10 protein-coding genes and 4 tRNA genes are annotated in these 12,173 nt (G+C 67.2%); 3 read left to right on the top strand and 11 right to left on the bottom strand.

The genetic code is table 11. The features are described from left to right. Window positions 1-57 precede the first annotated feature (57 nt). Window positions 58-963: a LysR family transcriptional regulator gene (locus ACSX1C_RS07950; protein ID WP_439888984.1), complete on the top strand. Its 906-nt coding sequence runs from the start codon at window positions 58-60 to the stop codon at window positions 961-963. 96 nt (window positions 964-1,059) lie between these two features. Then, window positions 1,060-4,365 carry a sensor domain-containing protein gene (locus ACSX1C_RS07955; protein ID WP_439888985.1) on the top strand — a complete coding sequence of 1,102 codons (3,306 nt, stop codon included), beginning with the start codon at window positions 1,060-1,062 and terminating at the stop codon, window positions 4,363-4,365. 60 nt (window positions 4,366-4,425) lie between these two features. On the opposite strand, the gene ACSX1C_RS07960 is transcribed toward ACSX1C_RS07955, so the two are convergent. Further along, a complete protein-coding gene (locus tag ACSX1C_RS07960; RefSeq protein ID WP_439888986.1) occupies window positions 4,426-4,872 on the bottom strand; it encodes an Hsp20 family protein in 447 nt (148 codons plus the stop codon). Window positions 4,873-4,994: 122 nt separating this feature from the next. Here ACSX1C_RS07960 and ACSX1C_RS07965 point away from each other — a divergent pair, with 122 nt between their 5' ends. Then, a complete protein-coding gene (locus ACSX1C_RS07965; RefSeq protein WP_439888987.1) occupies window positions 4,995-5,741 on the top strand; it encodes an SDR family oxidoreductase in 747 nt (248 codons plus the stop codon). Between the two features lie 3 nt (window positions 5,742-5,744). Here ACSX1C_RS07965 and ACSX1C_RS07970 read toward each other — a convergent pair whose 3' ends face one another. The 10 genes from ACSX1C_RS07970 to ACSX1C_RS08015 form a co-directional block, all read right to left on the bottom strand. Next, window positions 5,745-6,728 (bottom strand): tRNA dihydrouridine synthase, encoded by a 984-nt coding sequence (locus ACSX1C_RS07970; RefSeq protein WP_439888988.1) that lies wholly within the window; start codon window positions 6,726-6,728, stop codon window positions 5,745-5,747. An 87-nt stretch (window positions 6,729-6,815) separates the two neighbouring features. Continuing rightward, entirely contained in the window at window positions 6,816-7,265 is a 450-nt protein-coding gene (locus ACSX1C_RS07975) for an acyl-CoA thioesterase (protein WP_439889387.1), read from the bottom strand. A 246-nt stretch (window positions 7,266-7,511) separates the two neighbouring features. Next, the gene (locus ACSX1C_RS07980) at window positions 7,512-8,354 is read right to left on the bottom strand and encodes an alpha/beta fold hydrolase (protein ID WP_439888989.1); all 843 of its coding nucleotides are present in this window, start codon (window positions 8,352-8,354) and stop codon (window positions 7,512-7,514) included. 11 nt (window positions 8,355-8,365) lie between these two features. Next, entirely contained in the window at window positions 8,366-8,905 is a 540-nt protein-coding gene (locus tag ACSX1C_RS07985; protein ID WP_318645828.1) for a TetR/AcrR family transcriptional regulator, read from the bottom strand. Window positions 8,906-9,078: 173 nt separating this feature from the next. Next, window positions 9,079-9,154, bottom strand: a tRNA-Glu gene (locus ACSX1C_RS07990). A gap of 50 nt (window positions 9,155-9,204) precedes the next feature. Continuing rightward, window positions 9,205-9,280, bottom strand: a tRNA-Ala gene (locus tag ACSX1C_RS07995). A gap of 49 nt (window positions 9,281-9,329) precedes the next feature. Continuing rightward, a tRNA-Glu gene (locus tag ACSX1C_RS08000) sits at window positions 9,330-9,405 on the bottom strand. A 65-nt stretch (window positions 9,406-9,470) separates the two neighbouring features. Continuing rightward, window positions 9,471-9,546 (bottom strand) — tRNA-Ala (locus ACSX1C_RS08005). A gap of 123 nt (window positions 9,547-9,669) precedes the next feature. Next, complete coding sequence (gltX, locus tag ACSX1C_RS08010) at window positions 9,670-11,151, bottom strand: glutamate--tRNA ligase (protein ID WP_439888990.1); 1,482 nt, start codon at window positions 11,149-11,151, stop codon at window positions 9,670-9,672. A 33-nt stretch (window positions 11,152-11,184) separates the two neighbouring features. Next, a complete protein-coding gene (locus ACSX1C_RS08015) occupies window positions 11,185-12,105 on the bottom strand; it encodes a LysR family transcriptional regulator (RefSeq protein WP_439888991.1) in 921 nt (306 codons plus the stop codon). Between the last annotated feature and the right edge of the window lie 68 nt (window positions 12,106-12,173).

Consider the following 12,173-nt stretch of genomic DNA (forward strand, 5'->3'; position numbering starts at 1 on the left):
CTTTAAATTACTCAAATTCATATTTTTCATCCATTGGATAACCAACTGGAATTCAATATGGACCTGGCCACCCTCAACGCCTTTATCGCCATCGCCGAGACCGGCAGTTTCTCCGAAGCCGCCGAACGCCTGCACCTGACCCAGCCGGCGGTGAGCAAACGCATCGCCAGCCTGGAGCAGCAGTTGAACGTGCGCCTGTTCGACCGCCTGGGCCGCGAGGTGAGCCTGACCGAGGCGGGCCGCGCCCTGCTGCCGCGGGCCTACCAGATTCTCAATGTGCTGGACGACACCCGTCGCGCCCTGACCAACCTCAATGGGGAGATCAGCGGCCGCCTGACCCTGGCCACCAGCCACCATATCGGCCTGCACCGTTTGCCGCCTCTGCTCAGGGCCTTTACCCGCGCGCACCCCAAGGTGGCGCTGGATATCCAATTCCTCGACTCGGAGGTGGCCTACGAGGAGGTGCTGCATGGTCGCGCCGAACTGGCGGTGATCACCCTGGCGCCCGAGACGCGCGAACCGGTACGCGCCACGCCGGTATGGAACGACCCGCTGGACTTCGTCGCCGCCCCCGAGCACCCCCTGGCATGCCAGGGCGCGGTCGAACTGGCCGACGTCGCGCGCCACCCGGCGGTGTTTCCCGGCGGCAACACCTTCACCCACCACATCGTCCAGCGCCTGTTCGAGGCCCAGGGCCTGACCCCGAACATCGCCATGAGCACCAACTACCTGGAGACCATCAAGATGATGGTCTCCATCGGCCTGGCCTGGAGCGTACTGCCGCGCACCATGCTCGACGAGCAGGTCTCCCGCCTGCCCCTGCCCGGCATTCAACTGTCACGACAGCTGGGCTATATCCTGCATACCGAGCGCACCCTCTCGAACGCCGCGCGGGCCTTCATGGGACTGCTCGATACCCAGCGCGACGATCTTGCAGCGACAGCCGCGCACCAGCTAACGTGACGCGCAGCCCGACATACGGCGATCCGCGAATAATGTGCCAGCCAGCTCCATGCATCGGGCGCCTCGCCGCTCCAGTACCGCCAGAGGGGGTCGACCATGGCCAGAAGCAGTGACCGCCTCCCGCCCCTGCCGAGCGCCTCTCTATATGACGCGGCCGAAGCAGAGCAGGCCATCCAGGATAGTCCGCGCCTGCTCGAGGCGCTGAACGGCGCCCGCCTCGCGGCCTGGCACTGGGACATGCACGCCGACCGGATCAGCTGGTCCCCTGGCGCCGAGGCGCTGTTCGGCCTGCAGCCCGACGGCCTGGAGCGCCCCCCGATCGACTACCTCGGGCAAATCCTGCCGGAAGACCGCGACGAGGTGCTGCAGCGGCTCCACTTGATGCTCGATGGTCGCCCGAACCCCCACCCCGTCCACCATCGCATTCGCTGGCCGGATGGCAGCCTGCACTGGCTGGAGGTCAGTGGCCGCCTGCACCGGGACGACCACGGCAACCCGCACGGAACGGGCGTCATCCGCGAGATCGGCGAACAGCACGCACGCCGCCAAGACCAGAGCCGCGGCGAGGACAAGTTCGCCAAGGCCTTCCACAACACCCCCGACACGGTGGTGATCACCGAGAAGGCCAGTGGCCGCTTCATCGAGATCAATGCCAGCTTCGAACGCCAGTTCGGCTGGAGCAAGAGCGAGGCCGTGGGCCGCACGTCTCTGGCCCTGGGACTCTGGCTGCAGCCCGAGGACCGCCAGCGGCTTCTCGACGCCCTGCAGGACGACGGCAGCCTCCAGCCGGTCGAGACGCGCCTGGCCAGCCGCGACGGACAGATCACCGACAACCTGATTCACGGCGGCGAGATCGAGCTCGGCGGCGTCGCCTGCCTGGTGCTGACGGTCCGTGACATCACTCGGCAGAGGGCGCAGGAGCAGGCCCTGAAGGACAGCCAGGAACGGCTGAACCTGGCGCTCGACTCGGCGGACCTCGGCACCTGGGACTGGCACATACCCAGCGGCATCTTCTATGGCTCGGCGCGCGCGGCCGCCCTCCATGGGCTGCCCGCAGAACCCTACCAAGGGACATTCCAGCCATTCTTCGGCTGCGTGCCGCAGGAGGATCGCCAGGCCATGCGCCAGGCCTACGGCCAACTGCTCGAAGGCACCAACAGCGAATACCAGGTGACCTATCGAGTGCGGCACCCCGACGGCAACCTGCACTACGTGGAAAGCACGGCCAAGCTCTACCGCAACGACCGGGGCCACCCCCTGCGCATGGCCGGGGTGCTGACGGACATCAGCGAACGGGTCCGGCGCGAACAGCGCCTGGCCGCCTCGGAGGAGAAGTTCGCCACCCTGTTCCAGAGCAGCCCCGACCCCATCTGCGTCTCACGCATCCGCGACGGCGTGTTCATCGAGGTCAACCCCAGCTTCAGCGAAACCTTCGGCTGGCCAGCCGAGCAGATAGTCGGGCGCAGCGGCCCAGAGGTCGGCTTCTGGCACGACCTCGAGCAACGCCGCCGCCTGTTCGAGCAGCTGACCCGCGACCAGGGCCTGAGCAACGAGATCGCCCGCTTTCGCACCCGCGCCGGAACGACCCTCAGCTGCGTGGTTTCCAGCCGTTTCATCCGCGTCGACCGCCAACTCTGCATCGCCAGCACCTTCCGCGACATCACCGAGCATCAACAGGCCGAGGCCGCGCTCAAGGCCAGTCAGGAGAAGTTCGCCAAGGCCTTCCACTCCAGCCCCGACGCCATCACCATCACCGAGCGCGACACGGCCCGTTATATCGAGGTCAACGAGGGCTTCACCCGCCTCACCGGCTACAGCTCGGCAGAAGTCATCGGCCGCAGTGCGCTGGAACTGAACATCTGGGCCGAGCCCAGGCAGCGCCAGGAGCTGCTCGAGGCGCTGCAGCGCGAGGGCCGCGTGCCGCACCGCGAGATGCTCGGCCGGCACCGTAGCGGCCAGGTCAAGACGGTGGAGGTCTCGGTGGAGCCGATCATGCTCGACGACACCCCCTGCCTGCTGCTGACCGCCCGCGACATCAGCCAGCTGAAGGAGGCCCAAGCGCAGATCCAGCACCTGGCCTATCACGACTCCCTGACCAACCTGCCCAACCGCGCCCTGCTGATGGACCGCCTGACCCAGCAGATCGCCCTGCTCAAACGCCATCAGCTGCGCGGCGCCCTGCTGTTTCTCGACCTGGATCACTTCAAGCACATCAACGACTCCCTCGGCCATCCGGTGGGCGACGCGGTGCTCAAGCTGGTTACCGCACGCCTGGAGGCCAGCGTGCGCCAGGAAGATACCGTGGCGCGCCTGGGCGGCGACGAGTTCGTGGTGCTGCTCAGCGGCCTGGAGGGCCCGCGTTCGAGCGTGACTCGCCAGGCTCGCACACTGGCAGACAAGCTGCGCCGCCTGCTGGCCGAACCCATGCGCCTGGATGGCCACCGCCTGCAGGTCACCCCGAGCATCGGCATCGCCCTGATCCCCGACCATGGCGACACCCCCGCCGACCTGCTCAAGCGCGCGGACATCGCCCTGTACCGTGCCAAGGACGCCGGACGCAACACCATCCAGCTGTTCCGCAGCACCATGCAGCAGGCCGCCAGCGAGCGCCTGCGCCTGGAAAACGACCTGCGCCTGGCCTTGGCCCGCGGCGAGTTCGAGCTGTACTTCCAACCCCAAGTGGACGCCCGCGACGGCCGGGTGATCGGCGCCGAGGTGCTGTTGCGCTGGATTCATCCGAGCCTAGGGGCGCAATCCCCGGCCCTGTTCATTCACGTACTGGAAGACAGCGGCTTGATTCTCGACGTCGGCAGCTGGGTCATTGCCGAGGCCTGCCATGCCTGCGCACAACTGCTCGAGGAAGGGCTGATCGCAGCCGAGACCTTCAGCCTGTGCGTGAACATCAGCCCGCGACAGTTCCGCCAGAACGACTTCGGCGACCGCGTGGAGAGCAGCCTGCGCAACAGCGCCTTACCGCGCGCCATGCTCAAGCTGGAAATCACCGAAGGCATCGTCATCGAGAATATCGAGGACACCATCGCCAAGATGAAACGGCTGCAGCGCCTCGGCGTCAGCTTCGCCATGGACGACTTCGGCACCGGCTACAGTTCGCTGACCTACCTCAAGCGCCTGCCGGTGGACGTACTGAAGATCGACCAGTCCTTCGTCCGCGATGCCACCCACGACCCCAACGATGCGGAAATCATCCGCGCCATCGCCGCCATGGCGCGCAGCCTGGGTCTGACGCTGATCGCCGAAGGGGTCGAACAGCAGGAGCAGCTGGACCTGCTCGAACGGCAGGGCTGCCACCTGTACCAGGGCTACCTGTTCAGCAGGCCACTGCCGCTGGCGGAGTTCCGCGCCCTGCTGGCGCATTCGGCCCAGCGCCCGCCCCGGCGCTGAAAACCACGAGGGCGCCCTCGCCGACGGTGAGGGCGCCCTGCGCCGCACAACGAGAGGCGCTTAGCTGTCCAGCGCCGGCCGCGCGCCATTGATGGGGATGCGCTTGGCCTTGGCCTCTTCCGGAACGATGCGCACCAGGTCGATGTTCAACAAGCCATTGACCAGGCCGGCGGCCTTGACCTCGATATGATCGGCCAGGCGGAACGACAACTTGAAGGCACGCCGGGCGATGCCCTGGTACAGGTAGGTGATACCGTCGGCGTCCTGCTCGCGCCGCCCGCCGGTGACGGTCAGCACGCCACGCTCGACCTGCAGGTCGAGGTCTTCCTCATGGAAGCCGGCCGCGGCGATGACGATGCGGTACTCGTCCTCGGCATGCTTCTCGACGTTGTACGGCGGATAGCTGCTGCCCGACTCGTTGCGCATGGCCGACTCGAACAGGTCGTTGAAGCGGTCGAAGCCGATGGACTGGCGGAACAGCGGGGTCATGGAAAATGCAGTGCTCATGGATAATCTCCTGAATAACAGCGAGTGATTCGACGCGGAGCCCGACTTCGGCGCCCCGCAAGAGAGAAGATGCGGTTGAGCGAAAGGATTTCAACCCCCAGGCAGACCGAGGAGAAAAACCGGTGGAACGAGTCATGCTGATTACCGGGGCCGCGCGCGGCATCGGCGCCGCTACCGCCCGCCTGGCCGCCGAGCGCGGCTATGCCCTGTGCCTGAACTACCGTCAGCGGCGCGACGCCGCCGAGGCCCTGGCCGCCGAGATAGTCGCGGCCGGCGGGCAGGCCATCGCCGTGCAGGCCGACGTGGCCGACGAGGCGCAGGTGACGGCGCTGTTCGCCGAACTCGACCGCCGGTTCGGCCGGCTCGACGTACTGGTCAACAACGCCGGCATGCTGGAAACGCAGATGCGCCTGGAACAGATGGACGGCGCGCGCCTGCAGCGGGTGTTCGCCGCCAACGTGTTCGGCAGCTTCTACTGCGCCCGCGAGGCGGTCAAACGCATGTCGACCCGCCACGGCGGCCGTGGCGGCGCCATCGTCAACCTGTCGTCGGTAGCCGCGCGCCTCGGCGCCCCCGACGAGTACATCGACTACGCGGCGGCCAAGGGCGCCATCGACAGCCTGACCCTGGGCCTGGCCAAGGAGGTGGCCGGCGAAGGCATCCGCGTCAACGCCGTGCGCCCCGGGGTGATCGACACCGAGATCCATGCCTGCGGCGGCGAGCCGGGGCGGGTGGCGCGGGTCAGCCGCAGCGTGCCCATGGGCCGCGGCGGCCTGGCCGAGGAAGTGGCCGAGGCGATCCTCTGGCTGGCCGGCGAGCAGGCCTCCTACACCAGCGGCGCGCTGCTGGATGTCGCCGGCGGACGCTGAGGCTCAGGCGCTGGCCAGCTGCTCCCGAGGCGCCGGCTCAGGCAGCTCGACGCCGAGCAAGGCATCGAGCCGCGCGCAGTCGCTCTCCCGGCGCAGCAGGCCGAACAGTTCGACCGCCTGGGGGTAGCTGCGGGTCAGCATGGCCAGCCACTGCTTGAGGCGCCCCGGCGCGTAGCGCGGGGACAGCTTGCGCCGGGCCTGCAGCCAGAAGTCGGCGAGCAGGGGTTGCAGCTCGGTCCAGGTCATCTCGGCGACGGCCTGCCCGGCGCGCGCCGCGGCGATCTGCCGGGCCAGGTCCGGCCGCGCCACCAGGCCGCGGCCGAGCATGATGTCCTCGACCCCGCTGACCTCGCGGCAGCGGCGCCAGTCGTCCAGGGTCCACACCTCGCCGTTGGCGAACACCGGCACCGCCACCGCTTCCTGCACCCGCGCCACCCACTCCCAGTGGGCCGGCGGCTTGTAGCCCTCGACCTTGGTCCGCGCATGCACCACGAGCTGCGCGGCGCCGCCCTCAGCCAGGGCGCGGGCGCAGTCCAGGGCGTACTCCTTGTGGTCGAAGCCCAGGCGCATCTTCGCCGTCACCGGAATCTGCGGCGGCACGCTGCGGCGCACCTCGCGGACGATGACATGCAGCAGCTCGGGCTCCTTGAGCAGCACCGCGCCGCCGCGGGACTTGTTCACCGTCTTGGCCGGGCAGCCGAAATTGAGGTCGATCACCGGCGCCCCCAGGGTGCAGGCGAAGGCGGCGTTGTCCCCCAGGCAGGCCGGGTCGGAGCCGAGCAGCTGCACCCGCAGCGGCGTCCCCGCGCGGGTCTGCGCGCCGGCGAACAGTTCCGGGGCGAGCTTGCGGTAGGTCGCCGCCGGCAGCAGCCGGTCGCTGACACGGATGAATTCGGTCACGCACCAGTCGATGCCGCCGACCCGGGTCAGCACATCGCGCAGTATGTTGTCGACCAGGCCCTCCATGGGCGCCAGGGCAATCTGCATAGCCTTACTCACGAAAAAACGCCGCGTAGTGTACGCGGCGCGGCGCGGCGGATGAACAGACTCAACGGCGCCGGCACCGGCCGCTCGTCAGAGTTCCAGGGGAAAGGGCCGCTGCAGTGCGCGCCCATAGCCCTCGACGAACTCGGCCGGCATGCGCCTGGGCTTGCCGCTGGACAGCTCGATGCAGACGAAGGTGGTCCTGGCCCGCAACAGGGTGACGCCGTCGGCCGGGCGGATCAGCTGGAAGCGCCGATCCATCTTCAGGCGCTGGTCGGATTCGACTATCCAGGTGGCCATCTGCAGCTCCTGGTCCTCGTAGGCGCTGGCCAGGTAGTCGACCTCGTGGCGCACCACGGCCATGGCCCGATCCAGGCGCCGGTACTCGGCCAGATCCAGGCCCAGGTACTGCGAATGGCGCCAGGCGCAGCGCTCCAGCCAGCTGACGTAGACCGCGTTATTGGCGTGGCCGAGGCCATCGATGTCCTCGGCGCCGACGCGAATGTCGATGACGAACGGATTGGCCAGCTCCCAGTTCATCGCACCGGCCCCGCTGCCATGGGGCGCGGCTGGCGCATCAGCTCCTCGATCCACTTCATGATTGCTCCTCGTTGCATGCCCTGCCATTTCCGGTGGCCGAGCCGGCCGGGCATCATGGCGCCTTCGGCGCCAGGAAGCCAGGGGTCCGCAACGGATCGTCCTCTCCCGCATCACCTCCCCCGGAAGCATGTAGCCGCTCCGGACGCCCGTACGCAGCCACAGGCGACGCCTCCACAACCAGCGGACTCAAGCCGTCAGGGGCACAACGGCGGCAGGCTGACCGATCCTATCGAGCAGGTGCAGGGTCGCTTCGATCAGCCGCGGATCGCCCAGTACCCGCTGGTGCCCGCCCTGCTCCAGGCGCAGCAGCCGACTGTCGGGCCAGGCCTGGTGGATCGCCTCGGCCTCGGTGAAGGGCACCAGCGGATCGTCGGCGGCGTGCACCACCAGGCCGGGCATATCCAGGTGATACTGCGCCACGTCGATCTGCCTGGCGGGCATGCCCGCCTTTTCCTCGACCAGGCGCACGAAGTGCGCCCGTGCCTTGGCCGGCAGCCCCATGTAGCGGGCGAAACCGCGCAGCATGGTGAGGATGCGCCCAGGTGCGGCGATGGTCACCAGCGCCTCGGTGCGCAGGCCCAGCTGAGTCGCCAGCAGCGCACTGGCGCCCCCCATGGAATGGCCGATCACCGCCTTGAGCGGCGGCAGCTCGCTGGCGGCCTCGAGCATGGCCCGGGCGAACAGCACCACGTTCGCCTCGCGCCCCGGTGAGCGCCCATGGGCCGGCGCATCCAGCGCGACCACCGCGTAACCGGCGCCCACCAGCGCCTTGATCAGCTCGGCGAACTGGGTCGGCCGCCCTTCCCAGCCATGCATCAGCAACACCACCGGGCCACTGCCCCAACGCAGCGCCGACAGGCCGAAGCGCAAGGTCACCCGCTCGGCCTGGGCCAGCAGCGGCAGCTCCCAGTCCCGTAGCGGCAGGTCGCGCGGCGTCATGAAGGCCCGGCGCATCCGACCCGCCACCGCACGAGGGGCCAGCCTGCCAACGGTGGCATTGAGTCCACGTACCCAGTTCAAGCTGCTCATAGCCTTTCTCCTCAAATGATCGCCGCCTTGGCGGCACGCAGGACGCGGTCGGACATCTCACCGGGGCCCAGCGCCCGCGCCAGCGCCAGTCCCCCGACCATCAACGCGATATCGGCGAGCACGCTGTTGGCCTCTTCCGGGCCACCCGCCAGCTTCGCCATCAGCAGTTCCAGGTGTTCGGCCAGCGCCTCGCGAAAGGCGTCCGGCAAACGCGCCAGCTCGCTCAGCGAACTCGGCAGCGGACACCCCAGCTCGGTGGCGTCGCGATGCTTGCGCGAGAGGTAGAACGCCGCCACCAGCGCCCGCCGCTCGGCCGCGGGCAAGCGCTCGTCCATCTGGCCGATCAGGTCCTGGCGCTGACAGAGCAACTGCTTGAACGCCTCCAGCATCAGCGCATCCTTGCTCTCGAAGTGGGCGTAGAACCCTCCCACCGTCAGCCCCGCCGCCCCCATCACCTCGCCGACGCTGGGCTCCGCGGGGCCGCGCTGCAACAGGGCGGCACCCGCAGCCGAGAGAATGCGTTCGCGGGTCTGGGCTTTCTTGTCGCTCATGATCGCCTCCAAAAATATTACGATAGAAATATTACTCTCATAATATTTACAGGCAAGCACCAGCCACGACCGCCGGTCGGCAGCAGCATGAAGACAGGGAGATTCAGACTCGGAAAAACAAAAGGGCCACTCCGCAGGAGTGACCCTTAAAAATCCCGCAGAGCGGGCAAAACTGGCGTCCCCTAGGGGACTCGAACCCCTGTTACCGCCGTGAAAGGGCGGTGTCCTAGGCCACTAGACGAAGGGGACGAATCCTTCGAAGAACAAGGCCAGCACAGCGGCTGGCCTTGTCGTGGAATTGGTGGAGCTAGACGGGATCGAACCGTCGACCTCTTGCATGCCATGCAAGCGCTCTCCCAGCTGAGCTATAGCCCCGAAACCTTGCGGTCTGGCTGCAGCGCCTAAGCACTGCGGCTGGAAATAGTGGCGTCCCCTAGGGGACTCGAACCCCTGTTACCGCCGTGAAAGGGCGGTGTCCTAGGCCACTAGACGAAGGGGACGCAAAGCCCTTCAAAACTCAGCCGGCTGCTGGAACCGACTGTGGCAAGCCTTTCGGCTTCGAGATTGGTGGAGCTAGACGGGATCGAACCGTCGACCTCTTGCATGCCATGCAAGCGCTCTCCCAGCTGAGCTATAGCCCCATCTCGTGGACGGGGCGCATGTTAAGGGCGCCCCTGGGTACTGTCAACAAGATTTTTATTCCTTCCCTGTTTTTTTTCGCTGACATAACAATCACTTACCCCAATCCTTCGCCGACGGCTCGATCAGCCGATGGCCGCCAGCAGCTTTTCCCACTCCTTGTTCTCCTTCTTCGACACGCCACCGAGCAGCTCGATGGCCTGGCGCAGGCGGAAGCGGGTGAGGTCCGGACCGAGGATTTCCATGGCGTCGAGCACCGACACCGAGCTGGCCTGACCGGTGATGGCGGCGAACATCAGCGGCATGGCATCGCGCAGCTTCAGCTCGAGGTGTTCGACCACCGCCTGGATGCAGCCGGTGATCCTGTCCTTCTCCCACTGGCGCAGGGCCTCCAGCTTCCACAGGATCAGCTGCATGACCTGACGCACCTGGTCGGGCGAGAGCTTCTTGTGCTCGAACAGCTTGGCGTCCAGGTTCAGGCCACCGGCGAAGAAGAAGCTCGCCAGCGGGGCGATCTGACTGAAGGTCTCCACCCGCCCCTGCACGTGGGGGGCGATCTTCATCAGGTAATCGGAGTTGAACGCCCACTGCTGCGCGCCGGCGGCGAATTCCTCGACGGAAAGTTCGCGCAGCCACTGGCCGTTGAGCCAGGACAGCTTCTCCAGGTCGAAAATCGGCCCGCCCAGGGACACGCGCTGGATGTCGAAGTGCTCGATCATCTCGGACAGCGAGAACTTCTCGCGCTCGTCGGGCATCGACCAGCCCATGCGCCCGAGGTAGTTGAGCATGGCCTGGGGCAGGAAACCCATGCGCTCGTAGAAGGTGATCGAGGTCGGGTTCTTGCGCTTGGACAGCTTGCTCTTGTCCGGATTGCGCAGCAGCGGCATGTAGCACAGCTGCGGCTTGTCCCAGCCGAAGTACTCGTACAGCAGGATCAGCTTGGGCGCCGAGGGCAGCCACTCCTCGCCGCGCAGCACATGGGTGATGCCCATCAGGTGGTCGTCGACCACGTTGGCCAGGAAGTAGGTCGGCAGGCCATCGGTCTTCATCAGCACCTGCATGTCCATGCGGTCCCAGGGAATCTCCACCTCGCCGCGGAGCATGTCCGGCACCACGCACACGCCCTCGCTCGGCACCTTCATGCGCACCACGTTGGGCTCGCCGGCGGCCAGACGCCGCTGCACCTCATCCTGAGCCAGGTGCATGCAGTGGCCGTCGTAGCGCGGGGTCTGCTTGGCCTCGGTCTGCTCGGCGCGCAGCTTGTCCAGGCGCTCGGGGCTGCAGAAGCAGTGGAAGGCATGGCCCTTCTCCACCAGCTCGGCGGTGTACTGCTTGTAGATGTGCCCGCGCTCGCTCTGCCGGTACGGCCCATGGGGACCGCCGACGTCCGGCCCCTCGCTCCACTCGATGCCGAGCCAGCGCAGGGCGTCGAAGATCTGCTGTTCGGACTCGCGGGTCGAGCGCAGCTGATCGGTGTCTTCGATGCGCAGGATGAACTCGCCACCGTGCTGCCGGGCGAAGCACAGGTTGAACAGGGCGATATAGGCGGTGCCTACGTGCGGATCGCCGGTGGGCGATGGCGCGATACGGGTACGAACGGTGGTCATGGCGATTCTCGAGAAAATGAAGCGAAAGCCGATTTAAGGCGGCGATGTTACCAGCCCCGTGGGCGCCGGCTCCAGCAGCCGCCCCCCTTCGACCGGCAGGCTGCGCATGAGGAAGTCGAGAAAGGTCTTGACCTTCATCGCCTGGAAACGCCGGGAGGGATAGACCGCATAGAGCTCGCCGGTCGGCAGGCACGCGCCTGGCAACAGGTGCACCAGGCGCCCGCTAAGCAGAGCCTCCTCGCAGATCATCCGCGGCAGGCCGGCGATACCGGCGCCGGCCAGGGCCGCCTCGCGGGCGAAGGTGATGTTGTTGCACGCCAGCACCCGCTGACAGGACAGGCTCTCCCCCAACAGCGGCCAATGGCGCGGCGAGTCATGGGGCAGCAGGATCGCCCGGTGCCCCTCGAGTTCGGCCACCGTCTGCGGCGTACCCTGGGCTCGCAGGTAGGCGGGACTGGCGCACAGGCGCCGCTCGACCTCGAACAGCTTGCGTGCGATCAGCGTCGAATCCTGCGGCTGGCCGACCAGGATGGCGATATCCACGCCCTCCTCCACCGGGTCGACATGGCGCGAGGTCAGCTCCACCTCAGCGGTAATCTGCGGGTACTGGCGCATGAACTCGCCGAGCACCCGACCGAGCAACAGCTGGCCGAACTCGATGGGGGCGGTGATGCGCAGCAGGCCGGATGGCGCTTGCTGCAGCTGCATGACCGCCTGCTCGGCTTCGGCGAAGTCCAGCATGATCTGCCGGCAGCGCTCGTAGTAGGCCTGACCCACCTCGGTCAGGCGCAGCTTGCGCGTGGTGCGGTTGAGCAGACGCACGCCGAGGCGCTCCTCCAGCAGGACGATGCGCCGGCTCACCGTGGACTTCTGCATGCCCAGGCCCTGGGCCGCCAGGGTGAAGCTGTGGCACTCGACCACCCGGGTGAAGATCAACGCATCATCCAGACCCATCAGCATTTCTCACAGTCAACAAAGCGCAGAAAGTCTAACGGCCACGGGCGAGGATGGAACAGCTCATG

This window comes from Pseudomonas sp. MBLB4123 (genome assembly GCF_051904775.1).
Classification (GTDB): Bacteria; Pseudomonadota; Gammaproteobacteria; order Pseudomonadales; family Pseudomonadaceae; genus Aquipseudomonas; species Aquipseudomonas benzenivorans_B.